Annotated in this window: 23 protein-coding genes, 2 tRNA genes, 1 pseudogene and 1 CRISPR repeat array (1 of these 27 running past the window's edge); of the genes and pseudogenes, 7 read left to right on the plus strand and 19 right to left on the minus strand. The window is 69.9% G+C overall.

The window, feature by feature from the left end:
• Positions 1-784: direct repeats of the CRISPR family, unit length 37 nt; unit sequence GTCGCACCGGCCAGAAGGTGCCGGTCACCGTTGGAGG (it extends 493 nt beyond the left edge of the window).
• Positions 785-2,024: 1,240 nt separating this feature from the next.
• The gene (locus GQ466_RS12860) at positions 2,025-2,222 is read right to left on the minus strand and encodes a DUF397 domain-containing protein (RefSeq protein ID WP_161103087.1); all 198 of its coding nucleotides are present in this window, start codon (positions 2,220-2,222) and stop codon (positions 2,025-2,027) included.
• Positions 2,219-3,064 carry a helix-turn-helix domain-containing protein gene (locus tag GQ466_RS12865; protein WP_161103088.1) on the minus strand — a complete coding sequence of 282 codons (846 nt, stop codon included), beginning with the start codon at positions 3,062-3,064 and terminating at the stop codon, positions 2,219-2,221. Before GQ466_RS12865 ends, GQ466_RS12860 begins: the two co-directional genes overlap by 4 nt.
• Before the next feature lie 142 nt (positions 3,065-3,206).
• Here GQ466_RS12865 and GQ466_RS12870 point away from each other — a divergent pair, with 142 nt between their 5' ends.
• Entirely contained in the window at positions 3,207-3,572 is a 366-nt protein-coding gene (locus GQ466_RS12870; protein ID WP_161103089.1) for a hypothetical protein, read from the plus strand.
• Positions 3,573-4,001: 429 nt separating this feature from the next.
• Positions 4,002-4,181, plus strand: a pseudogene (locus GQ466_RS31510) (helix-turn-helix domain-containing protein); the annotation flags it as partial.
• A 325-nt stretch (positions 4,182-4,506) separates the two neighbouring features.
• Here GQ466_RS31510 and GQ466_RS12880 read toward each other — a convergent pair.
• From GQ466_RS12880 to GQ466_RS12940, 13 genes are all read right to left on the minus strand, one after another.
• Entirely contained in the window at positions 4,507-5,976 is a 1,470-nt protein-coding gene (locus tag GQ466_RS12880; RefSeq protein ID WP_161103091.1) for a hypothetical protein, read from the minus strand.
• A 20-nt stretch (positions 5,977-5,996) separates the two neighbouring features.
• Entirely contained in the window at positions 5,997-6,440 is a 444-nt protein-coding gene (locus GQ466_RS12885) for a hypothetical protein (protein WP_161103092.1), read from the minus strand.
• Positions 6,437-6,820 (minus strand): hypothetical protein, encoded by a 384-nt coding sequence (locus tag GQ466_RS12890; protein WP_161103093.1) that lies wholly within the window; start codon positions 6,818-6,820, stop codon positions 6,437-6,439. The genes GQ466_RS12885 and GQ466_RS12890 overlap by 4 nt, the downstream gene beginning before the upstream one ends.
• A 31-nt stretch (positions 6,821-6,851) precedes the next feature.
• Complete coding sequence (locus tag GQ466_RS12895; RefSeq protein WP_161103094.1) at positions 6,852-7,292, minus strand: hypothetical protein; 441 nt, start codon at positions 7,290-7,292, stop codon at positions 6,852-6,854.
• Between the two features lie 83 nt (positions 7,293-7,375).
• Positions 7,376-8,008, minus strand: a complete 633-nt coding sequence (locus tag GQ466_RS12900) for a hypothetical protein (RefSeq protein WP_161103095.1) — start codon at positions 8,006-8,008, stop codon at positions 7,376-7,378.
• An 85-nt stretch (positions 8,009-8,093) separates the two neighbouring features.
• Positions 8,094-8,465: a DUF4913 domain-containing protein gene (locus GQ466_RS12905; RefSeq protein WP_161103096.1), complete on the minus strand. Its 372-nt coding sequence runs from the start codon at positions 8,463-8,465 to the stop codon at positions 8,094-8,096.
• A 21-nt stretch (positions 8,466-8,486) separates the two neighbouring features.
• Positions 8,487-10,271, minus strand: coding sequence for a type IV secretory system conjugative DNA transfer family protein (locus tag GQ466_RS12910; protein WP_161103097.1), 1,785 nt, complete (start codon positions 10,269-10,271; stop codon positions 8,487-8,489).
• Positions 10,268-11,680 (minus strand): hypothetical protein, encoded by a 1,413-nt coding sequence (locus GQ466_RS12915; protein ID WP_161103098.1) that lies wholly within the window; start codon positions 11,678-11,680, stop codon positions 10,268-10,270. Before GQ466_RS12915 ends, GQ466_RS12910 begins: the two co-directional genes overlap by 4 nt.
• Before the next feature lie 12 nt (positions 11,681-11,692).
• On the minus strand, positions 11,693-13,177 hold the full coding sequence (locus tag GQ466_RS12920) for an SCO6880 family protein (protein WP_337193445.1): 1,485 nt from the start codon (positions 13,175-13,177) through the stop codon (positions 11,693-11,695).
• Positions 13,170-14,462 (minus strand): TrbL/VirB6 family protein, encoded by a 1,293-nt coding sequence (locus GQ466_RS12925; RefSeq protein WP_161103099.1) that lies wholly within the window; start codon positions 14,460-14,462, stop codon positions 13,170-13,172. Before GQ466_RS12925 ends, GQ466_RS12920 begins: the two co-directional genes overlap by 8 nt.
• A gap of 4 nt (positions 14,463-14,466) precedes the next feature.
• Positions 14,467-15,129 (minus strand): DUF8175 domain-containg protein, encoded by a 663-nt coding sequence (locus tag GQ466_RS12930; protein ID WP_161103100.1) that lies wholly within the window; start codon positions 15,127-15,129, stop codon positions 14,467-14,469.
• Positions 15,126-15,461 (minus strand): hypothetical protein, encoded by a 336-nt coding sequence (locus tag GQ466_RS12935; RefSeq protein ID WP_202420405.1) that lies wholly within the window; start codon positions 15,459-15,461, stop codon positions 15,126-15,128. Before GQ466_RS12935 ends, GQ466_RS12930 begins: the two co-directional genes overlap by 4 nt.
• 24 nt (positions 15,462-15,485) lie before the next feature.
• The gene (locus tag GQ466_RS12940; RefSeq protein WP_161103101.1) at positions 15,486-15,980 is read right to left on the minus strand and encodes a hypothetical protein; all 495 of its coding nucleotides are present in this window, start codon (positions 15,978-15,980) and stop codon (positions 15,486-15,488) included.
• 152 nt (positions 15,981-16,132) lie between these two features.
• On the opposite strand from GQ466_RS12940, the gene GQ466_RS12945 reads away from it, so the two are divergent.
• From GQ466_RS12945 to GQ466_RS12955, 3 genes are all read left to right on the plus strand, one after another.
• Positions 16,133-16,402 carry a helix-turn-helix domain-containing protein gene (locus GQ466_RS12945; RefSeq protein WP_202420406.1) on the plus strand — a complete coding sequence of 90 codons (270 nt, stop codon included), beginning with the start codon at positions 16,133-16,135 and terminating at the stop codon, positions 16,400-16,402.
• Between the two features lie 69 nt (positions 16,403-16,471).
• Complete coding sequence (locus GQ466_RS12950) at positions 16,472-17,413, plus strand: NlpC/P60 family protein (protein ID WP_202420407.1); 942 nt, start codon at positions 16,472-16,474, stop codon at positions 17,411-17,413.
• Positions 17,414-17,525: 112 nt separating this feature from the next.
• Positions 17,526-17,759 (plus strand): hypothetical protein, encoded by a 234-nt coding sequence (locus GQ466_RS12955; RefSeq protein ID WP_161103104.1) that lies wholly within the window; start codon positions 17,526-17,528, stop codon positions 17,757-17,759.
• A 59-nt stretch (positions 17,760-17,818) separates the two neighbouring features.
• Here GQ466_RS12955 and GQ466_RS12960 read toward each other — a convergent pair whose 3' ends face one another.
• The 3 genes from GQ466_RS12960 to GQ466_RS12970 all read right to left on the minus strand — a co-directional run bounded on the left by GQ466_RS12960 (position 17,819) and on the right by GQ466_RS12970 (position 19,038).
• On the minus strand, positions 17,819-18,766 hold the full coding sequence (locus GQ466_RS12960) for a tyrosine-type recombinase/integrase (RefSeq protein WP_161103105.1): 948 nt from the start codon (positions 18,764-18,766) through the stop codon (positions 17,819-17,821).
• 85 nt (positions 18,767-18,851) lie between these two features.
• Positions 18,852-18,925: transfer RNA gene (locus GQ466_RS12965), tRNA-Phe, on the minus strand.
• Between the two features lie 38 nt (positions 18,926-18,963).
• Positions 18,964-19,038, minus strand: a tRNA-Asp gene (locus GQ466_RS12970).
• Between the two features lie 303 nt (positions 19,039-19,341).
• Here GQ466_RS12970 and GQ466_RS12975 point away from each other — a divergent pair.
• The gene (locus GQ466_RS12975; RefSeq protein ID WP_161103106.1) at positions 19,342-20,232 is read left to right on the plus strand and encodes a TIGR01777 family oxidoreductase; all 891 of its coding nucleotides are present in this window, start codon (positions 19,342-19,344) and stop codon (positions 20,230-20,232) included.
• A 55-nt stretch (positions 20,233-20,287) separates the two neighbouring features.
• Here the strand turns inward: GQ466_RS12975 and GQ466_RS12980 are convergent, their stop codons facing one another.
• Positions 20,288-21,220 carry a fumarylacetoacetate hydrolase family protein gene (locus GQ466_RS12980; protein ID WP_161103107.1) on the minus strand — a complete coding sequence of 311 codons (933 nt, stop codon included), beginning with the start codon at positions 21,218-21,220 and terminating at the stop codon, positions 20,288-20,290.
• A 706-nt stretch (positions 21,221-21,926) separates the two neighbouring features.
• Between GQ466_RS12980 and GQ466_RS12985 the strand changes: the two genes are divergently transcribed.
• Positions 21,927-22,352 (plus strand): luciferase domain-containing protein, encoded by a 426-nt coding sequence (locus GQ466_RS12985; protein ID WP_161103108.1) that lies wholly within the window; start codon positions 21,927-21,929, stop codon positions 22,350-22,352.
• Positions 22,353-22,427 lie beyond the last annotated feature (75 nt).

A 22,427-nucleotide genomic window follows, 5' to 3' on the forward strand; every position in this document is an offset into this window, starting at 1 on the left:
GGCGGCCGCCAGCTCATTCGTCGCACCGGCCAGAAGGTGCCGGTCACCGTTGGAGGTAGATCCATAACGAGGAATGCTGATGTGGATCATGGCGTCGCACCGGCCAGAAGGTGCCGGTCACCGTTGGAGGTCCACGAGCGTGTTGCCCCGCAGCGAGATGGTTGGGTCGCACCGGCCAGAAGGTGCCGGTCACCGTTGGAGGAGCTACACCGCTGACCAGTCCAGGCGCCACCGGTCAGTCGCACCGGCCAGAAGGTGCCGGTCACCGTTGGAGGTTCCAGCTCAACATCGGGGCCGTCCTGCGGGACGTCGCACCGGCCAGAAGGTGCCGGTCACCGTTGGAGGGCCAAGGCCGAGTTGTACGACGTGTTCAAGGGCGCCAGTCGCACCGGCCAGAAGGTGCCGGTCACTGTTGGAGGTTCTCGATCGCCCGCCACAGCAGGAAGATCAGCAGGTCGCACCGGCCAGAAGGTGCCGGTCACCGTTGGAGGCACTCCAGCGCCTCACCGAACGCCTCCGCGATCGCGTCGCACCGGCCAGAAGGTGCCGGTCACCGTTGGAGGCCGGTGCGGCCGGCCGAGGTCGAAGCCCTGGAGGCGAGTCGCACCGGCCAGAAGGTGCCGGTCACCGTTGGAGGACCAGCCGGATGCCGCACCGTGCGGCCAGGTCGGCGGTCGCACCGGCCAGAAGGTGCCGGTCACCGTTGGAGGTACTTCTGGAACATCGGAGAGGACTTCGCGTGATGCGTCGCACCGGCCAGAAGGTGCCGGTCACCGTTGGAGGTCGACCGCGCCGATCTCGACCAGGATCTCAACGACCTCGGGTCGCACCGGCCAGAAGGTGCGGTCACCGTTGGAGCAACGGGTGGGGCTGCACCAGCGCCCCGATCCGTATGTCGCACCGGCAAGAACGTGCCAGTCGCCGTTGGAGGTCATGGTGGATCTGGACGACGTTCCGCACGTTGGAGCCGCACCGGCCGGAACGGCCGGTCCGTTGAAGGTTCTTCAAGCAGGCGGGCACGGTCCTCCCGAAGGGTCGTACAGGCGGAACGTGCCGGCGACCGTTGGAGGTCTTCCCGCGCCAGCACGTTCGGCGGCGGCGGCGCGTCCTGGCCGCACCGGCCAAGAAGGTGCCGGTCACCGTTGGAAAGTCCAGGGCGCGGACGGGGTCTGACACATGCCAGGGTCCACCGGCCGGATTGGAGGACCACCACCAATCCCGACGTCCCCGGGCACTGGCTGCGTCGCGAGTCGCACCGGCGAGAAGGTGCCAGTCACCGTTGGAGGCTCGACCTCGGCACGAGTCTTCCCCGCCCCCAGGGGTCGCACCGGCCAGAAGGCACCGGTCACCGTTGGAGGCCGCCCTGCGCCGAGGCGCTTCCGCGATATCCGAGTCGCACCGGCCAGAAGGTGCCGGTCACCGTTGGACGGCCTCAAACTGGATGGTGAACGGGTCCGGGAAATTCGTCGCATCGGCCTGAACGGGCCGGTCACCGTTGGAGGTACTCCGCCATGGAGGAGCGTGGGACCGTCAAGCACAAGTCGCACCGGCCGAACGGGCCGGTCACCGTTGGAGGGATGAGGCTCAGGACGCGAACCCGGTGATCGCGTCGGGTCGCACCGGCCAGGAGGTGCCGGTCGCCGTTGGAGGGCGCCCGCGCCCTAGGGGGCGGGAGCTGCGAGCGCATGTCGCACCAGCCGAAACGGGCCGCTCACCGTTGGAGGACCAGCAGGCGGGCCGCCCGGTAGCCGGTACCGCCGCGTCGCACCGGCCGAACGTGCCGGTCACCGTTGGCGGGTCGTAAGGCTGTGAACCTTCCTCGTGCCGGTGCTGGTCGAAGACGCCGGAACGGGCCGGTCGCCAGTGGTCGGCATTTTGAGATGCGGATCGCCGCTGACGCCAGTCGAAGCCGGCCGCACGGCGGAAGCCGTGCCGGACGCCCACGGAGGTGGGAGCCCGGCGCGGCCTTGATCTTGGGCGGGACGCGGATACCCCGCGCTCCGTTTCGCTTGGCGTCCGTGGGGCTAGACGGTGTCGTTGCGGAGGGTGTGGATCAGCGCGGCGAACTGGTCGCGGGCGAGGGACAGGTGCCCGGCGTCGGGGTCCTTGGAGTCGCGGACACCGACCACCGGCGTGAGGTTGGCGACCTCCACGCAGTCCCCGCCGTTCCCCCCGCTGTGGGAGGACTTGCGCCAGGCGGCGCGCTTCGGGTCGGTCTTCATGGGGTGCTCTCCATCAGTGCTGTGATCAGGTTGAGGGTGTCGCCCGTGCTCATCGCGACATTCCTGATCAGCTCGTAAAGTTCCGAGAACGAGGCTACCGCCTGGGGATCTTCTACGACGCTCCCGTGAACTCCTGCCTCGATGTAGGCGAGATCGTGAGCGCCCCGATCGAAGCTGAGCACGGTGAACGATCCCGTGCGACCGTCGTGGTATCCCAGATCCTCCGGCACGACCTGGAGGTGGATCCGGGGACGCGTGCACAAGTCCAGCAGGTGCGCATATTGGGCTTTCATAACGTCAGGTGGCGCGACGCGGGCACGCAGGGAGTGTTCGCTCTGGATGATGAAGACGCGGGGCGGGTTGTCCCTGCCCAGCACCTGACCCTGACGTTCGAGGCGACTCCGCACCATCGCTTCGGTCTCCCTCGGCGTGCGCTGGTCCGATGTGCACACGGCACGGATGTAGTCCTCGGTCTGGAGCAGACCGGCGACCAGCAGGGCTTCGTACTTCCGGACGAACGCGGCTTCGGCCTCGTGCTGGAGGTACTTGCTGAATCCGGGAACGGACGGGATCGTCGTGCGGCCCGGATTCGGCCGTTCTATGGCTTCCTGGAGATCGTGGAAGAAGGTACCGGTATTCCAGTAGGTGTCGCAGTCCTCGGCGAACTTGGCGGACGGCTTCTCATCTCCCAGTTCGACGGCGCCGATCCATGAGCCGGTATATCCCATTTTGTCGCCCAATTCCTCCATGGTGAAGCCCGCTGCTTCGCGGCGCTTGCGCAGCTGGGCTCCGTAGTACGTGCGGAGGTTGAAGGGATAGAGCGGGCGTCCACGTCGCGCCATCGGGGGACCCTTTCTCAAGGAGGAGGCTGCTTGAGAGGCGAGCGGCTATCTCTTGCCGAGGGCTGGCATCGCTTTGTAGCGGATTCTATGCCGTGGGTCACAGACTCAAAGGGCACTTCACCGAAGAAAGGAAGGATGCCCGATGAGCTTCGACAAGCCGCGTGACGGCGACGAGGGTGGACGGCGGTTGACGACCGACACGGCGATGGCGCGTCTGGGGGTGCTGGACCAGGCAGCGCGCGACGGGCACCGCATGAGGACGGAGGTGACGTCGGTGGACGGCGGCCAGAACTACTACGTGCGGCTGGACCGCCCCGGCCGCGCGCCCGCGCGGGTGTTCTGCGCACCCCGGGCCGAGGAGGCGGGCCGTCTCTGGTTCTACGGCGACGGCGGCGCGTGGATCGCCGAGGCGTCGGGCGGTGCGGGCGTCACCGCCGCGCTCGCGTGGCTGAAGGACAAGGCCGCCGAGCAGGCCGGCGGACAGGCCGCCGAGCGGGTCCGGATGTGATCGGCGGTGTGGCCGCGTCGACGCCGCCGACGTCCGGGCAGGCACTCGGCCGCAGGACTGCGGCAGCCCGAACAGGAACGCGACGAGTCCGAGCAGCGAACCGCCCGCCCGCAGCCCCCGGCAGCACCGCCGCTCTCCGCACCACTTCCAGCCCGGCCCCCGGCGCCGCCGCACGGGCAACCGCCGCGCGGGCCGTACGGGCAGTACAACCCGTGGCAGGAGCAATCACCCGGACGATTGTCCGGGTGACGGTGAGCACGCCCCACAGGTCCCAGAGCCGACGGTCAGCAATGGGGCGGAGGGCGGACCGTTCGGGGAGGGCGGTCCGCCAGGCCCTACCGGTGACCGGCCCTGCCACGGCCCACAGGCCCGCACGAGCACCAACACGTCCGAAGCAAGACCCAACTTGAGAACCGGAACTCTACGACGATGACCAAGAAGGCCGAAGAGCCCCAGCAGCCGACCCTCTACACCCCGGCGGAGGTGGCGAACTTCTTCCGCGTCGACCCCAAGACCGTCACCCGCTGGGCCAGGACCGGAACGCTGCACCCGATCACCCTGCCGTCCGGCCACCGCCGCTACCACGCCGACGAGATCCACAAGCTCCTCCAGACCGGCGACGCCGCCGACGACGACACCCACGCCGAGCCCGAGCCGACGCCGCGCGCCCGCGCCGTCCTGCACAGCGTCATCCGCACCTACTTCGGCGGCGACGCCGCCGCGGCCATCAAGACGCTCCGCACCGACCTCAACTGACCACACCCGCGGAACCCGCCAGTGCCCGAGCCGTCCGACTCACCTGGATGACTCGGGCACTGACGCGTTCGAGTACCGAAGAGTGCAGGAGCGGCGCCGGAGCGGCCGAAGGCATGTGCGGAAAACCCTCGCCGATCGTCATGGGCGATCGTCCGGGGTCGCGAGAGCCCCGCCCCGGCTACCACGCCCTCGTCTTGGCTGAAGTCTGCGGCTCCTGCAGAGATTGCGGTCGACTCGATGCGATCGGTCCGTTGAGCGGAGGCATACCGATAACTCCGGCTATGGACGAGGGAAAGTCCTCAGTCGTCATGTTTCGCGATGCAGAACGGGAGCGTTGGACGATGAGGTCGATCTCCCGGGTTGCGGACGTCTCGCCGAATCGCATCTCTTTCAATGCCCGGTTGAACCGCTCGATGAGCGTAGCCCCTTTGTGGGTGACCAGCTCGGAGCGGTTCGCCAGCTGAGCAACCCAGCGGGCACGGAACCTTCGATCGTCGTGAGTATCGAAAGCTTGGATCGGCCTGATGTTGTTGATGGCGACCTGGTGGGCTTGCGCTAGGCTGCCCGAGCTCTCGATGACGCGCATGGCTGTGAGGGCGACGTGCTCGAACTCGGCCGGTCCGGGCGCCAGGTCGGCGGGGAGCACTCGATGGAGCGTCGACTTCGGGCCCGGGGTCCACGCCGGGTCGTCGAAAGTGAGGCGGCCGACGCGAAGCAGCAGGTCGCTGGCGTCCGTCACCGGTCCTTCGTGGGAGAAGCGGTAGCCGGCCGCTTTTTGGCTCCAGGTGCGGGAGACATGCTTCCACCAGGAGGTCAATGACTTCATCGATCTGCTCGTGCGGACGAGACCCTGGCAGGCTGGCTCGTTACCGAGTTCACGTGCCCTCCACGCCAACGTTCGTACGAGCAGGCCGTTGATCTGGCAGGTGATCGCCGTGGCGCGGGCGATGTAGGCCCAGGATGTCATGGGAGCCGTCGGGTCCAGAGCGTTCAGCCGCTGGATGCTGGTGTTGACGCCGTCGAGCTTGCTCGTGAAGCTCTCACCATCCGCCGGCCTGGCCCGCTCGGGCGGGCGGAGTGCGGGCATCTGGATCACGAGAAGGCCGTTCTCTCGGGCGCGGCCTCTCTCGCGCATGATGGCCGCGGCGTCGACCAGGTGGCGGCCCGTCTTGTCGGCGAGAACCTCGTTGTGCAGCGCGATCCGTCCTGCGGTCTCGGTGTGGTGGCTGAGCAGGTGCAGCAGTGAACGGGTGGTATCGGGAGCGACGATGACCGGCGCAGTGGTGGTCGCGGAACCGTCGGCTCGGCGGAAGTGGGCTTCGAGGAGATCCAGGCCGCAGCCGAGCGCGACCGCTGCGGCGCGCAGGCTTTGAGCCAGGGCGGAAACGTGCGCGTGCGTTGGTTCAGGCTGAACCGGAGTTGCTTGAGCCCGGCGGAGAAGGTCGGCAGCGTGCCGGGCTGTGGCCCTGGCGCTTGTGCGTTCTGGGTCGTCCGGTGTGCCGAACCCTTCGGCGATGCGGTCGGCGTACCGAGTAAGAGTTCTGGTGAGTCGTGCCAATTCGGTGACGGTGGCGGGGTGCTGAACCTGGGATGCCGCCTCCGCGAAGCTTCGGGCTTGGTCCATATGGTCGTCGGCGAGGCCGAGCATGTCTCCGAACGTGACCACGGCTACCCGAGTGCGTCGCGGAGTCGGCCAACGTGGAGAGCCGCTTGGAGGCAGGCGAACTTGTCGGCAGGGTCGGCGGCAAGGTCGGCGGCGTCGATCAGCTTCTGTGCGATCTGGTCCGCTGCGGGTGCGATCTCGTCCTCAGCGAGCGCCGTGACGCTGTCGGGCAAAAGTTCCGGACGCGAGGCCGCGGTCTCCAGCGCGTGGCGAGCATGTGAGGCTTCACCTTCGGCGATTCCCCATTTGATGAACCCATCAGGTTCCTGATCTGCGAGTTCGCGTAGAAGCTTCTCAAGCCGCGCGAGATCCATGTAGACGACCGAGAGGTCGGAATGCGACATTTCCACTCCCTGAATATCGATTCCCAAGTCGCCGGGATTCGAGACCGACTTCAAATAGGTTTCGCGCATCGGGCGATCAGTTCGAAACGCGGAGCGCTCGTTCACTGTCGTCTCCGCAAGATCGTCTGGAGGCGCCCGGCGTGCTGAACGGACTGGAAGCAGGCGATGCGATCGGCGGGGTCGGTGACCTTGTTCGCGGTGGTGAGCAGCGTTCTGCTCACCACCATAACCAGATCCGCGATCGAGGCGGCTTTGTCGCGGCGTTCCCCAGCGGACTCGACGTCGCCGCCGGGTGGCCAGGCCACCGTCCGCGCTTTGGCGAGAGCGACACCGGCGTTGATGGCCTCGTCGAGCGCCCCGTCGTCGGTCAGGCCGAGCGCTGCGACAGCGCGTTCGGTGGCATTTAGGCCGAGATGCGCGGTGACCAACGCGTCGGGAATTTCGGTACCGGTGTGGCGGGAAAAGTAGCGGACATAGTGATCCAAGGAAGGGCCTCCTGTGGCCGAGAACGAGATGTCAGCGGTGTTCGTGGCTCGCGTTGCGAAGCGACGTGGTGAGTTCGTGGGTGATCAGGGCGGCGTGCAGGCAGCACGCCTTGTCGCCGTCATGGCGGGTCGCGTTCGCGGCCTCGACGAGGTGCAGGACGAGCGCCTCGGCGAGTTCGAGGAGCGCGGCGATCACCGTGGCCGGCTCCTCGGCGCCGAGCGCCACGGTCGCGGGTGGGCGTCCCGCGGGTGAGGGCAGCGAGCGCGCCCCGGCGAGTGCCGCTCGGGCACGGACGGCGTCACTGTGGACGGTCGTCCAGAACAGGAGCGGCGGATCCGGGTCGAGGAACGCGAGGTCGTGGACGGCGGTTTCGAGAACTTCGAGGGCGCGGTGCGCGGCGGCGAGCCGCCCAGGGATCGTGTGCGGATCGGCGAGAGCGGTACGGACGGTACGGATGAGCGACAAGGACACGGGAAGCGACCTCCGAGAACGGGCCGGGCGGCTGACGACTTCCCTTGCTTGCTGAGACGTGCGGATGGCGAGAGGACAAACAGTCAGGGGCGTTGCGGTCGACCGGGCCGGTTCGGCCGACGGGCCGGAGGTGGGGACGATCTGCCCGGCGCGGGCTCGGTCGGTCTGCCCGGAAACTCACGGACTCGGGCGGGCGGCTTACCGGCGCCGCCGAGCGCCCTGGTGATGTGCGGGTTGAGGCTGAACAGGACATTGGAGGCAGTGGTGCCCGCCCAGTCCGCCAACGTCCGGGCGAGCCGGGCGCGTTCGTCCACATCCGCGCGCGGCGGCGAGGTGCCGGCCTTGGTGTGCCGCCGCACACGAGTCGACACCTCGACCAGGGCGTCCTCAGCGGCGGCTGCGGACTTGAGAACGCCGGTGCGCGTTTCGATCGGCGGGAACGGCGGAGCTCCGCGGATCCTGTCGGCCGGGACGCGCAGCACGCCGCGAGTGACGCCCGGAAACCGCACGAGGTAGAAGGAAGGGTCGTCCACGGCGGTGACATAGCCGCGGCGGATCTTGCTCCCGTCCGCCGAACGCTCGACCTCGTCGCCGACCGCGAACGCGCGACCTTCCACAGCCTGTGGACGAGGTTCGGTCCGTCCGCGCAGGGCACGGTCGAAGTCCACGCCCCGGCTGTCGGCGTAGCGGCGCAGATCGCTCAGCAGATCGGCCATCAGATCGTCGAGCGGAAGCTTCTCGCTCATGCGGAGCCGCGCGTAAGTCCCGACGAGGACGGCTCCGCGGACCGAGTTGGCCACCTCAGTCCTCCCAGTAGCCCGGCGGAGGAACTTCGAGACGGGCCTGGTGCGGCTCCAGGTGCTCGTGCTCGGTGCACTGGTAGAAGGGGCCGCGCGCGCCGAGCAGGATCGGGAGCTGGTGGTCCAGGTAGTCCCGGTACCACAGGGCGATGCCGGTGGCGCCTTGCAAGCGCATGCATTCCCACGAGTACCAGAGCGCGGTGAGTCGGGAAATGGCTTCCGCGTGCCTCCACCACCGGGCGCACCAGCGGAACTCGCCGCCGAGCGTCCGCCGGTACATCGGGACGAAGTGCTGCGTCACCCAGTCTTCGACGGTGGCGAAGAGCGGCTGGGGCTGGTCCGTGACGGGCTGCACGGCGTCGAGCGTGGACATGTGATCTCCAAGAAGCTGCAGTTATTCGTCAGTGGATCTGTTGTGACGCATTGCTCCGTCAGCGATGGCGACATCGGCGTCGCGGATGGCGGCGTTGATGCGGTCGGCGGACGGGCCGGCGTACCAGGGCCGGAGCCGGACGAGCGCGGGTCTCGTCCCCGTCGCCAGCAGGAGCGCCGTCCCGGCGGGCAGAGCCCGGATGTCGGAGGCTTCGAGGATCTCCTGGCGACGCAGGGAGATCTGCTCGCTGGCTCGTCCGTCCCCGCCGTAGGTGACCGAGCGGACGGGCACATCGTGCTGTCCGACGAGCGTGGCCAGGTCGCGCACCAACCGTGGCGAGTCGATGCCCGCCCCGATGAGCTTGCGCGTCGCGGCACCCCAGAGCGCGGCCATCCCGGGTTCGCCCCACACGGTCACGCCCTGCTCGTACGACTGCAGGATCGTGACCGGGACGATGCCGCGCGAGCCCAGATGCGAGTACAGCTGGGGCAGGTCGGCGATGCGGCAGATGTTGGCGGCCTCGTCCAGCGCGACGACCAACGGCGGATCGAGACGTCCGCCGGACCGCTCGGCGCGGCGTTCGGCGGCGCGCATGGCGGTGTCGGTGAGCGCCGCGATCAGCGGTGCGGCGGCCGACAGCGACTTCGACAACAGGTACAGAGTGTCGCGGGTCGCGGCGAACGCGTCGGGGTCGAAGACGGGCAGGTCGCAGGGCGTCACCCAGGCGAGGATCTCGTCGTCGCGCAGGCATTTCGCCGCCGTGCGGGCCGTCTGGTAGATCCCGTCACGGGTCTCGACCGCGCCGTTCTGCGTCCCTTTCAGCGACGACGCCATGAGAGCGAAGCCCGCATCCATGAGCAGTTCGACGGGGGTGGGGACGGCCGGTTCGTCCAGCCACGCGGCGACGTGGTGCAGCGATCGGCCCGAGCCGGCGGCAGCGAGGCACAGGGCGCAGAGAAGATCCTGGGCCGCAGGTCCCCACAGGTCTTTCTTCTGACCGTCGTCGACCGTCAGGACGAAGTGCCCGGCGAGGCGGTGGGCGTCCTCGACGGTCCTCAGCCCGGCGAGCGGATTCCACCACCACGCCTGGGGTTGGTAGGTGATGCGCTGGGGGTCGAACAGCCAGATCCGCCCGCCCGTCCGTTCGGCGCGGACGGCCGAGATCGCCGCCCACAAGTCGGCCTTGTTGCTGGTCGCGATAACCGGGCCGGGCGCGGACAGGACGTGCGGGATGCTCTGCGTGGTCGTCTTCCCCGAGCGCGGCGCCATGAACGCGACGACGGTGTCCTCCCACGAGGTGTAGAGGGTTTCGCCAGGGCGTCCGCCGGGTCGCAGGACGTCCCCGAGCACCAGGCCGATGTCGTCGGGCTCGGGCGCGGTGCCGGTGAGGGAGCGCCGCAACGCGACGGCCTTGCGCGCGGACGGACCGGCGGCCAGAGCGTCCAGACCGGGGTTGTCGGTGAGCGCGGCGACGGGGTCGGTGGGATCGGGCAGGCGGGCGGCGACCCGCTGCCAGATCCCCGAGGCCACGCCGGCGGTTCCGACGACCACGACCACCACCAGGAGGACGACCAACGCGGTCGAGGTGCGCGGCCACAGCACGGCGGTGTCCCAGCGCGCGAGCGCCACCGCGAACCGGACGCCGAACGGCATCACCGTCCCGCCGCTCAGCGCGGCGGCGACCCGGGCGCAGCTCCACACCACCCACAGAACGACGACCGGCAGCCAGCACGCGGCCAGGACCATCCACCCGGCCGCCGCACTGGAATGCCAGACCGACGGACGAGGTCCGAGCGCTCGGCTCATGCGACCCCCCGGACGGCCTGGTCGGTGTCGTACAGGTCGACTTCCGCGCCGACCAGCGACAACTCGACGGGAATCCCGAGCCGCTCACCTGTCTTGATCAGGTACTTGCCGCGTCCGGGATGGCGCGCGCCGGGCTGCCAGGAGTCGGGCGCGGACCAGGAGGTGACCAGTTGCTGCTCGGGTCCAGTGAGCGGCGCGATCTGGTGGACGCGGCTCAGTTCGCGCGGCGGAAGCCCGGCGAGAACGGTGATGGCGGACCGGTCGGCGAAGCCCTTGGCCTTGGCGCGGTCCTCCTCGGTGGCCAGGGCGTCCAGGTCGGCCAGCGAGTGCGTGATCATGATCGAGGCCATGCCCTTGGCGCGGTTGAGGCGGGTGAGGGCGTCGGCGTGCTCGACCAGGCCGGGCGCGCCGCGCAGCGCCCGCCAGAGTTCGTCCATCACGCCGAGGTAGGAGCGGCCGGGACCGAGGGCGGCTGCAGCGTCGACCATGCCGAAGGCGTAAGCCCAAGTGCACAGCATCGCCGCGGTGAGGAGCTTGTCGCCCGCCGCGCGGACGCGGGAGATGTCGACGCTGATGGCGGGCGCGTCCATGTCCAGCGGCCGGGACGTCGGGGCGTCGAACACTCCGGCGAGGGAGCCGTGGCAGAGCAGGTCGAGGGTGAAGACGAGCTCGTCGCAGCGTCTGCGGTAGGTGTCGACGGAGTCCGTGCGGGCCGCCGCGCGCAGTTCGGACGGCCCTTCCTCCAGAAGGCGGAGGACGTCGGGGACGGTGGGTTCGTGGTCGAGCCGGTCGTCCAGGAGATCGACGGCGCGCCCGAGGACGACCTCCTCCGCATTGGACAGCTTCTCCTCGCGGACCAACGTGCAGAGCGCCATCAGCAGGGACAGCCGCCGTCCGCGCACCTCCCAGCGCAGCGCTTCGGCGCGGGCGCCGGTGAGCGTGCGCAGCACCGTGCCGAGCGGTCCGGCGTCGAGCGGGTTGATGCGGTCGCAGCCCCGGCCGACGCGCACGACCTGCCCGCCGAGGTACTCGATGAGCCGGGTGTAGTCGGGTTTGGTGTCGCCGAGGATGATCGGTGTCGTCCCGGTCGCGACCGCGCCGGTCACGAGCCGCTTCACCAGCGTGGACTTCCCCGTGCCCGGCTGGCCGAGGACGAACATCCCGGGGTTGGTGACGAGTCCGGCGCGCAGCCAGGCGAGCGGGTCCAGGCAGACGACCTCGCCCCAGAGCTGGTGACGCCCGATCGGCGTTCCGGCGGTGGGCGTCCCCGACCCGGCGGTGAAGGGATAGAGGCCGCAGACCTGCATGGTCGTCGCCTGGAATTCCGCCGCGGCCAGGACGTTGGACGTTCGTCCGGCGAACGGCTCACGCCAGCCCCGCGCGGGCGCCAGCGGTTCGGTTTCGGTCACGTGGGCTCCAGGTCAGTGGACGAGACGTCGGGACAGTTCGGGTGGGCAGATCCCGCAGGGCAACGTCGTCGCGAACCCGGTGGCCTGGCCGCCCCACAGCCGGCGCAGGTGGATCCGGGCGGTGTCGGCGGCGGCCTCGACGTGCGCGGCGGCCTGGGCGAGGTGGCCGGGATCGGTGACGGTGACGGTCGCGTACAGCGAGACCAGGCAGACGCCCGCGCCCATCGCCTCCTCGGCTGCGGCCTGGCGGGCGCGGGCGGCGTCCCAGGCGTCGCGGGCCGTCTCGTCGCGTCCGGTGCGGCGGCGGAACTGCGAACGGAACGCCGCCGCGTTGACCTCCTGCTGCAGGACGCGGCTCGCCGCGGCTGCCGGGAACGCGCGGTATTGCAACGTGATCCGCTTGGCGAACGGACCCGGCGAGACGAGACGGGCCAGGACGTCCGAGCGGACGTTCTGGCGGGGCGGTTCCTGCCACGCCCACGACACGGAAACGCCGCCGTCGTGCTCGTAGTGACCGACGTGTTCGGCTGCGAAGACCGGTCCCGCGTCGCACCAGCCGAGCGCGGAGTCTGCTTTGGGGCCGGCGAGCAGCCGGTTCACCTCGCCGCGCGCGTCCGGGTCGAACGCCGTGCGGACGACCCCGGCGATCTCGGCGGCCGTCGCCCTGCCGATGACGCTCACGCCGCAGCCGGAAAGAGTGGAGGCCAGCGCGTCCAGGACACGGCCGAGCTCGCCGACCGCGCCCGTCAGATCGCCCGGCGGGCTCGCGGCCCGGCGCGGATCGACGGTGACCGAGACTCGCGTGTCCACGTCGGCCGCCGCGGCGGGCGCGGTCGCGACGAGCCGGCGCATGATCTGCCGGGCGGACTCCGGGGCGTCCGGGGACAGGGACGCGTTGACGGCGTCGGCGAGCGTGGAGCCGGGCTCGGGCGCGGTGTCGACCGTGACGGTCACCCATCGCACGATCGGCAGATGGCCGAGGGATGCGAGCCAGCCGCCCCACGCCGCGACCCAGGTGTCGGCCTCCGCGCGGTCGGCCAGCCAGGTCGAGGCGGGGACGACCCGCAACGTCGCCGTGAGCAGCCCGGTTCGCCGGTCCCAGACCACGCCGTACGAACCGCCGTAGCCGTCCTCGGCGCTCAGCAGGGTCAGCGGCGCGAGGACGCCCGGAAGTTGGAACGCCCGCGGATGGTCGACGACGATGCCCGCCCGGTACCGCGTGTGGCGGCGGGCGGTGCCCCACCACCAGCGGATCCGCGTCGCCAGCAGCCGGGCGACCGGGACGCCGTTGACACGGACGAGCCCGAGTCCGCCGGCCGCGACGACCGGCGGGGCGAAGTAGAGCAGCGCTTTCGGGGCGAACGCGGCCGTCATGATGACGATCACGGCCGCGCCGAGGGCCACGAACGTGGCCGTCGTGTCCATGCCGAGCAGGCCGATGCCCTGGCGTCGTCGCCAGCCTCCGTAGGTGCGGACCCGATGCGCGTCGTCAGCCACCGCCGCCGCCTCCTTCCCCGGCGCCGGTCGGGGCGCCGTCGTCGTTGCCCGTGGGGTTGCCGATCCAGCGGATCATCGTGCGTCCTTGCTTGCGGCTCCGGTTCCACGCGCGGAACGCCGTCGGCCCGATCGGCTCTTCGCCTGCGGCCGGGGGCGCGCCGTCGCTCGGCGGGCCGCCATCGGGCTGGGAAGCCGTATCGCCTACGGTCCCGGGTGGTGCGTCATTCGCCGGGCCGTTGCCCGGTTCGTCGGACCCGGAGGGCGCCGGATCGCCGCGTCGGTCGCCGAGCTGTTGATTCAGGTAGTCGGCGTGACCTGCGGCGCTGCCGGACGACGCCGTCCCGCCGAGGCCGTACGAGCGCAGCGCCCCAACCGCGGTCGCGCCGCCGATGACCGCGGAGAAGACTCGTCCTCCGCCCCCGCCGCCGTCCTGTCCGGGCGTGATCCAGGAGAACAGCTGCAGCAGGACCGGGAAGGCGAACAGGCTGATCAGCATCATCGTGTGGCCGAGCAGGATCGCCCGCATCCCCGTCCCGTGCCCGATCAGGATGAACGCGGTCGCGTAGACCCCGGCGGCGATCGGCTTGTAGAAGACCAGGGCCAGCGTCCAGCCGCCTCCGCGCCGCAGCCACGGACGGGTCGCCGAGGTCGCCATCCCGGCGGCGGCCAGCGGGAGCATTCCCACCAGGACGATCAGCGCGCCGTGGCGGAACAGCAGCAGGATCGCCTGGATGATCCCGACGAACAGCGCGATGAGCGACATCACCAGCACGAACGCGGCGGGCGCGCCTGCCGGAAGCGCGACGAGTTTGGTCATCCGGGAGCTGAATCCGTCGTCGGCGGCGGCCTTGAGCACCCAGTCCGTCCAGGCGTCACCCCAGCAGAGCAGGATGTTGGGCAGCGTCGTCCCGATCACGGTGACGACCACCAGCACGGCCAGCCCGGTTCCGGCGTCCACCAGGGGCGCGGACTTGCGCACCAGCGCCATCTTCCCGGCCACGAACAGCAGAGACGCGATGGCGACCGCGATCGTCAGCGGGCGGGTCACGTTCTGCAGGAACTCGATCGCCGATTCCTTCTCCAGGTCGGGCGACGGCGTGCGCAACCACCACGTCGCGGTGTGGGACACGAACCACCCGACGGCCTCCTGCATGGCTTTGGCGGCGCTGTCCAGCGCGTTGCCGCCGATCTCGCCGGCCAGGTCCGGCAGCGGCGGCCCGAACGGATGGCTGCCGTGATCCACCGGCTCCACGCACTGCGGATCGGTGAGGGGACTGCACGGCACCCGCTCACCCCCGTACCGGGAAGAGCGTGAACCCGTCCGGCGCGCCGACGGGGACCGCGGCGTTCGCCCAGTCGCCGCCGAGCGGCGCGACCGCGCGCCAGTCGCCGTCCTTCCATTGGACTTCGATGCGTGTTGCGGCGCGGACGGTCAGATCGTCGTCACCCGGCCCGGACGACAGGACGTCCAGCGTCGCGGCGTCGGGGCTGTAGCCGAGCCAGCGGAACCCCTCGACGGTGGCGAACGCGCGGACGTCTCGCTTCCGCAGTCGGTCGTGGCCGGTGCCGGTGGCCGTCGCCAGCTGCGGCTGGTCGGGGCCGATGACCTGCTGGTCGATCGTCGGCTCGAACACCGCCGGCTCCCACTGCGGTGCCGCACGGACGGCGATGTGGATCACGGCCAGGAGCGCGCCGCGGGGCGTCCGGGCGAATCCGGACGCACGGTCCCCGTCGCGTCGGCGGGGACCATCGGACGCCCGGGGAAGCGGCATGCCGTGGAAGTCGTCCCAGACCAGGTCCGTCAACGCGACCGAGGGGACGGCCTCGAACGGCGTCGGGACGACCGTTCGCGGCACCGCCGTCTCGTGGTGGGTCGCCTGCTGGACCAGGGCGCCGGCCAAGGTGAGGGTGACCGCCGCGTGGACGCCGGTCAGAACGCGTCGGCGGATCACTGGAAGAACACCCCCACGATCGCCGACGCGGAGGCGGCCAGGCTCAGCCCGCCCAGGACCCAGGGGATGCCCGTGGCCCCGTCGGCGGCGAACGTCGAGCGGTTCTTGCGTCCGATCGCCATCTGCCCGGCGCAGATGCCCAGTCCGGCGAGGCCGCAGATCAGGACGCCGTACTTGCCCCAGCCCAGGAGGACGTCCATCTTGGCGTCCAGGCCCGGCGGAGCTTGCGGCGGTGGATTGGGCACGCGTACTTGCGGGGTCGGTGCGGCGGCGGTCAGCGGGTGGAGCTTGTAGAGGAGAGCAAGGCCGAGCGTGGACGGGGTCAGCGGCATAGGGCCTCCGGAAGATGCGGCGGGTCAGCGGGAGAGGTCGAGGAGCAGGTCGAGCGCGGCACGCGCCCGGACGGGCAGGTCGACACGGCCGGGGTCGTCGACGGAACGCAGCGCCGGGACGAAGGGAACCCGGACGGTGCGGCGCACCCGGCCGGCCAGCAGCGAGAACCGCGCGGTCGCGTCGCGGGGTTCGGGTCCCGCGCCGTCGGCCACGACGACCAGCGCGGCGACCTGACGCGTCGGCGCGCGCGGATCGGGATCGGCGGCCGTCACCGCGCGCGTGGCGTGCCAGGCCGCCGCGACGGTGTTGCGGGACACGATCACCAGGCGGCGTCCGCAGGCCCGCGCGACCGGATCCTCGCCCGGCAGCAGCCCGCCGATCGAGCCCAGGTCCCACGACGGAGGCAGCAGCGCCGCCAGCGTCGAGGTCCCGGCACCACCGTGCGCGCCCAGGAACGCCAGCTCGGCGCAGCGCGCGGGCGGGCTGTCCGACTCGATGGTCCGACGACGAGGAAACACTCCGAGTCCTCCAATGAGTAGCGGTGTCGTCACCGTAAGTGGCAAGATGATGGAGCGCAAGCATCGTCAAACGTGTTCTGTGCGTGTCAAACAATCGAGAACGTCGCTACCGCAGCACCCCGCCAACGTCCTTGGAAGGCGCGATGAACCCCATGCCAGGAGTCGAAGTGATGTCCCTGCCCGGCCGAGACCCCGACGTGCTCACGACGAGCGAACTCGCCGCCAAGCTCGGCCTGTCGCCCCAGACGGTCCGCCGGATGGCCAACGCCGGGCAGATCCCGGCCCTCAAGACCGGCAGGGACTTCCGCTACTCCTGGGAAGCGGTCCGGCATGTGCTGCGGCAGCCCCGCGACCTACCGGGGGAACCTGCCGATGAACCGACCGACGACCCGCCCGGGAGCGGAGCGCCTCCCGCCCCCTGATCGTTCGCCATCGCGTCGGCGGCGCCGATGGTGAAGCCCGCGGCGTGCGCCGCGACCGCACTGTTCGGCGTGCCGCTGCTGATCGTCCTGTGCCTCACCGGCGCGCCGGCGTCACCTGCCGCCGCTCCTGATCTGACCGGTGAGCCCTCTGCCGAAGCGCGGCGCGATATCCCGCACGACTACCTGCGCTGGTATCAGGCCGCCGCCCGCACCACTCCGGGCCTGGGCTGGAACGTGCTCGCCGCGATCGGGAAGGTCGAGTCCGACCACGGCCGCTCCCGCGCCCCCGGCGTCCGCAGCGGCGAGAACAGCGCGGGCGCGGGCGGACCCATGCAGTTCCTCGCCGCCACCTGGGCCGCCTACGGCGTCGATGCCGACCACGACGGCCGCGCGAACCGCTACTCCGCGCCCGACGCCATCTACGGAGCCGGCCGCTACCTCGCCGCCAACGGCGCCACGCAGGGCGGCCGTCACCTCCGCCGCGCGATCTGGCAGTACAACCACGCCGACTGGTACGTCCGCAAGGTTCTCGACCAAGCCGCGCGTTATGCCACGTCCGCAGTTCTCGCCCCGGCGGTCGGCGGACGCGGAATCATCGCGGCTCGCGCCGCCCTGCACTGGCTCGGCACTCCCTATTCCTGGGGCGGCGGCACAGCGGCCGGCCCGACGTACGGCGTCGCACAAGGTGCCCACACGCGCGGATTCGATTGCTCCGGCCTCGTCCAATACGCCTGGGCCAAGGCCGGAATCCACCTCCACCGCGTCGCCGCCGATCAGTACAACGACGGCCCCCACGTCCCCCGCGCGGCACTGCAACCCGGCGACCTGCTCTTCTTCGCCCACAACCCGAACGACCCGGCCACCATTCACCACGTCGGCCTCTACCTCGGCAACAACCGCATGGTCCACGCCCCTCAGACCGGCGACGTCGTCCGTGTCACCCGCCTCGCCGGCGAACGCGAGCACGAATATGCCGGAGCCACCCGACCCACTAACCCGCACCCCGCCTGACTCACCGGAGTTCGGCCTTGCTCAACGACCCTCAGCGCCCAGCCCATCGGCATGCCGCGCACCGACCGCCGCACCACCCGAACCCTCTAGTTCTTCGCACTCAGGAGCCGTAGTGGCTGATATCGATAGGCGGATCGCCGCCTTGGTGTCTTGGAGCAGGACGAAAGACAAGTCCAAGCGGACCAAGGCGGCCCGGGACACGTTCCTTGCGCGGTTCGAGCGTGAGGTGGATCCCGAAGGGGTGCTCCCTCCCGAACAGCGACGGGAGCGAGCCGAGGCCGCCAAGCGCGCCTACATGCTGCGTCTCGCGAAGCGGTCCGCTCAGGCGAGGAAGAAGAACGACTGAACAAACGCTTCGGCCCCGGTCCGTTCGTTGAACGGACCGGGGCCGACGTGTTCACCCGCCTAGTTGTCTTCCATGACGCGGTCGTACGTGCGACGTGCTCGCGCGCTCGCGGCGCTCCGGCCATAACGCCGGAGCATCTGCGGTGACGTCCAGCCGCTGTGCTCCATCAGGTCGCCCTCGGCTCCCCCTCGGTCGAGCCAGGTGTGAGCGAAGTTGTGGCGGAACTTGTGCGGGAAAACGGGAACGCCGGTCCTCTCTCCACGACGGACCACCATCTGGTAGATCCCGTTGTCGGTCATGGGCGGTCGGTTGTTGACACCGAGCCAGAGTTTGCGATGCGACGCGTACGCATGCTTGGAGCGGACGCGAAGGTAGCGGTCGATGCTGCGCGCGGCCTGATGACCGAAGCGGACGACGCGCTGTTTGTTGCCCTTCCCGTGCAGGAGCACCTCGCGGCGCATGAGGTCGAGGTCGCCCTGTTCGGGATCTTCCAGATCGATGGTGATCGCTGCCAGCTCCGCCAGCCGCATCCCGGTTGCCTTGAACAGCGAGAGGATCGCGTGGTCGCGGCGCTGGACGAAGTTCTTCCCCTCGCAGTCCTTGAGGAGCTTGGTGAGTTCCGCGTCGGTGAAGACCGGGACGATCTTCTCCCCCACGGCGGGCGGGCGGAGCTTGGCCGTGGGGTTCGGGAGCTCTTCGTCGGTGGACCACCACTTGAAGAACGCCTGCAGCGCGCGGTACTGGTTGTTGGCGTAGCTGTCGGAGTAGTGCCCCAGCAGCCAGACCATCCACGTCCGGACGTCGTCGGGCGTGACGTCGTCCCAGTCCTGGTGGTCGGTGTGGTTGCGCAGGTGCTCCCCTGCGAACCACTGGGCGGCCTCGACGTAGGTCCGGACGGTCTTGGGAGACTTCCCCTCGGCGTTGAGGTGGAGGGTGAACGAGTTGATCGCGGCCTGGAAGGTACCTGCTCGCAGGTCCCTGGGCCGTCGCGTGCGAGGCGTGGCCATCGCCGATAGTTTTCCTCTGTTCAAGCGGTGTACACCCGCGGGGTCGGATCCGCTTGAGGCGTTTTCGCTGGTCAGAGGTGCTGTGTGGGCAGGGGCGGGGTCGAACCGCCGACCTTTCGCTTTTCAGGCGAACGCTCGTACCGACTGAGCTACCTGCCCGGGACGCGCGGTCGTCGCGGTGACGTGTGCACGTCGAGCGGTCCTGACGGGATTTGAACCCGCGGCCTCCACCTTGACAGGGTGGCGAGCACTCCTAGCTGCTCCACAGGACCTTGCGTTTCCGAGTCTAGCCGCTCGGGGGCGTTGCCCGAGCCGGTCCTCGTGGGCCGTTTCCCTGGCGACGTCCGAAAGCATACGGGATGCTCGCTGCCTGCGCCAACTCGGTATTCGGCTGGGTGAAAGGGCAGGTCAGAGGGGTGGTGGGCGGGGTTTGGGGTGATGTGTCGTGGGGGCTGGGGGCGGGTTTTCCACAGCGGTGGGTTCGGCTGGACCGGTGGGGGTGGCTTGGGTGAGTGTGGTGGGGTGCGGCGGCGCGTGTTCGGGCGTTGGGGGGTGGTGGTCGTTATCTTGAGGGGGTGAGGGTTGCGGTCAGCGGGGCCTCCGGGTTGATCGGGGCGGCGTTGGCGGAGAGTCTGGCTGGGGACGGGCATGAGGTCGTCCGGCTTGTTCGGCGTGCGGCCCGGCGTGCGGGTGAGGTCGGCTGGGATCCCTTCGGGGAGGTCGGTGCGCTGACCGGTGTCGACGCGGTGGTGCATCTTGCCGGGGCCGGGATTGGTGAGCGGCGGTGGACGTCCGCCTACAAGCGCGAGATCTATGACAGCCGGGTGCGTGGGACTGCCACGCTCGCTTCCGCGTTGGCTCGTATGGGTGAACCGCCTCGTGTGTTCGTCTCTGGTTCGGCTGTTGGGTTCTATGGGGATGCCGGCGAGCGGGTTCTTACCGAGGATGATCCGGCTGGGGGCGACTTTCTTGCACGTGTTTGTCGTGACTGGGAGGGCGCGGCGGGGGCCGCTGCGGATGCCGGGATCCGTACTGTCCGGATCCGTACGGGGCTTGTCGTCTCTTCGCGCGGGGGTGCGTTCGGGCGGATGTTGCCGTTGTTCCGGCTGGGGCTCGGCGGGCCGTTGGGGGGTGGGCGGCAGTACTGGAGCTTGATCTCGCTGGCTGATGAGGTGGCGGCCATTCGGCACGTCATCGACACTCCGGCGGTGTCGGGGCCCGTGAATCTGGTTTGTCCGGATCCGGTGACCAACCGGGAGGTCACCGCGTCGCTCGGGCGGGCGCTCCATCGTCCGGCGGTGCTGCCGGTGCCCGGTCCCGCGTTGCGGCTCGCGCTTGGTGAGTTCGCTCGGACGGGTGTGCTCGCCAGTCAGCGCGTTGTTCCGAAGCGTCTGCTTGCGTCTGGGTTCACGTTCGCCCATCCGGATCACCAAGACGTGATTCGGCAGGCCACGCACCGCGTCTGACGCGCTTGGGCGGTCGGTTCTCGCTTTGCGGGGTCGCTGCGGGCGGAGGCGAGTTTCACGCGGGTGGTTGGGTTGGGCGTAGGGGGGTTATGGGGGCGGGTTCTATGACCGTGTTGTGGAGGGTGCCCAGGGCTTCGATGGTGGCGGACACCTTGTCTCCTGGTTTGAGCCAGGGGTAGGCGTCCGCGCCGTGGGTCTGGGACAGCTCCAGGATGCAGCCGGTGCCGCAGGTGCCCGAGCCGATCACGTCGCCGGGGCGGACTTCGGTGCCGCGTGAGGCGTAGGCGATCATCTCGCCGAAGGACCAGTAGACGTCGGACCACAGTGCTCGGGAGTACTCGACTCCGTTGACGGTGCAGGTCATTTCCAGGCGGTGGCCGTTGCCCTCTTTTCTGTCCGCGATCTCGTCCGGGGTGACGAGGTAGGGGCCCAGGCCGGTGGCGGTGTCCTTGCCCTTGACGGGTCCCATCGCCTGGCGCATTTCGCGGCGCTGCACGTCGCGTCCGCTCCAGTCGTTGAGGACGCAGTAGCCGACGATGTGGTCTTCGGCCTCGGCCGGGGTCAGGTCGCGGCCGGCTCGGCCGACTATTGCCGCTACTTCCAGCTCGAAGTCGAATGCCTCTGTGCCGGGTGTCATCCGGACGTCGCCGCAGCCGAGCACCGCGTAGGGGTTGGAGAAGTAGAAGACCGGCGCCTCGTACCAGGCCGGGTCGATCGTTCGGCCGCGGGAGGCGCGGCCGGCGCGTACGTGCTGCTCGAACGCGTAGAAGTCCCGGACGGTCGGGGGTGTGGCGATCGGCGACAGCGGGACGATCTCGTCCAGCGGGACGCCTGCGCTGTAACGCAGGGCGGTCGCTCCTGCGGCGCGCAGAGAGCCGTCCTTGATGAGCGGGAGCAGGTCCGAAACCCCCTCGATCGTGCGGACGACGTCTCCGTCCACGACCCCTGTTCGGACGGCGTTGCCCTCGGCGTAGCGGACGAACTTCACGGGCGTTCCTCCCTTGGCGGTCTGCGTCCAGTCTCCCTCAACCTTGTCGGGTGGGGTGTGGGCCTATTCGCAACGGTGTTGCTCGTCCGATTCCGGCCAGCGTTCGGTGGTTCTTCTGGCTGCGGAGTGTCTTGCGGAATTCGTCCGTGGATTACCTTGTGATCGCGTCGTCTGGATTTGCCGCAAGGAGCCGGGAACTGTCCAGCGAGAGCTTGCCGCTGAAACGCCTTGGTGAGCGGCCGGGGCCTGTCCGGGCGGCGATCGCCCAGGCCATGCGGGGGCGCCGGGCGAATGGGGAAGTGCCGTCGCCGACGTCATCACCAGGTCGAATGCGATGAGCGGCATGGAGGTGGACGTCGTCGAGGCGTCACGCGCGCCGTTCCCCTGGAACCCGCGCACGTACGAGTCGGCGGTGAGGGCGGGCCCCGGCGGGTGCTCGGCGCCGCCCGTTCGGGATCGCGCCGGGAACGGTCAGGCGGGTGCGCGGAGTGGGACGGAGCATGCCGCCCGCCCTTCCGTACTTCGGAGTAGGAAACGGTGAAAAAGATCACTGCCGTTTCGGATACATGACCCCTGGACAGGACTTTCCGAAACCTTCTATCCGGCGGAGCCGGTTGAACGTTCGGTGGCTGTTGGCCAGACGCGTAGATAACGATTCGGGTAGCCCCGGTAGCCAGCGGCACCGGACGGTGTCAGCCTGTGCGCTATGGGCCTCGTTTCCACGGCGTACTCACCCCTTGCATGGCGCGCCGTCGAGCAGTTGCGGACATGGCCCGCGTTGCGGTTGTGGCGGGCCGATTGCGGCTCGGGACGCGCTCTCGCGATCGCCGAGCGGCAGATCGTCCACCTCCCCGACGCGCACGCTGCCGAGGTGTTCCTGACCTGGCCGGTCATCGAGCGGATGGGGCCGCCGCTGTGGCGGGCCGAGAACGTCCGCGTCCGGCCGGACGCGGACTGGATCGAGATCGCCCTGTTCGGCGAGACCGACCTGGAGCTGCTGATCTCGCTGACCAGCGTGGCGATCAAGGCGCACCTGCGGGTCGCCCGCGGCGCCCGGCCGAACGCGCTCTGCCCGCGCGTCACCTGGAGCCGCGCGACCTCGCTGGAAGCCGGGCTGGCCACGCACGCCTAATCCGTCCCGGCGCAACGCAGCGCGCGTCGCGGTCCACGGAGTTCCGCGCACGTTCGCGCGCCCGCGCAGCGCGGG

The sequence above is a fragment of the Actinomadura rayongensis genome, assembly GCF_009831215.1.
GTDB lineage: Bacteria > Actinomycetota > Actinomycetes > Streptosporangiales > Streptosporangiaceae > Spirillospora > Spirillospora rayongensis.

What these genes read in the sequence shown, in the direction of transcription:
- GQ466_RS12860 (WP_161103087.1), bottom strand. Translation starts at nt 2,222, where the DNA reads ATGAAGACCGACCCGAAGCGCGCCGCCTGGCGCAAGTCCTCCCACAGC.
- GQ466_RS12865 (WP_161103088.1), bottom strand. Translation starts at nt 3,064, where the DNA reads ATGGCGCGACGTGGACGCCCGCTCTATCCCTTCAACCTCCGCACGTAC.
- GQ466_RS12870 (WP_161103089.1), top strand. Translation starts at nt 3,207, where the DNA reads ATGAGCTTCGACAAGCCGCGTGACGGCGACGAGGGTGGACGGCGGTTG.
- GQ466_RS12880 (WP_161103091.1), bottom strand. Translation starts at nt 5,976, where the DNA reads ATGCTCGGCCTCGCCGACGACCATATGGACCAAGCCCGAAGCTTCGCG.
- GQ466_RS12900 (WP_161103095.1), bottom strand. Translation starts at nt 8,008, where the DNA reads ATGGCCGATCTGCTGAGCGATCTGCGCCGCTACGCCGACAGCCGGGGC.
- GQ466_RS12905 (WP_161103096.1), bottom strand. Translation starts at nt 8,465, where the DNA reads ATGTCCACGCTCGACGCCGTGCAGCCCGTCACGGACCAGCCCCAGCCG.
- GQ466_RS12910 (WP_161103097.1), bottom strand. Translation starts at nt 10,271, where the DNA reads ATGAGCCGAGCGCTCGGACCTCGTCCGTCGGTCTGGCATTCCAGTGCG.
- GQ466_RS12935 (WP_202420405.1), bottom strand. Translation starts at nt 15,461, where the DNA reads ATGCCGCTGACCCCGTCCACGCTCGGCCTTGCTCTCCTCTACAAGCTC.
- GQ466_RS12945 (WP_202420406.1), top strand. Translation starts at nt 16,133, where the DNA reads ATGCCAGGAGTCGAAGTGATGTCCCTGCCCGGCCGAGACCCCGACGTG.
- GQ466_RS12960 (WP_161103105.1), bottom strand. Translation starts at nt 18,766, where the DNA reads ATGGCCACGCCTCGCACGCGACGGCCCAGGGACCTGCGAGCAGGTACC.
- GQ466_RS12985 (WP_161103108.1), top strand. Translation starts at nt 21,927, where the DNA reads ATGGGCCTCGTTTCCACGGCGTACTCACCCCTTGCATGGCGCGCCGTC.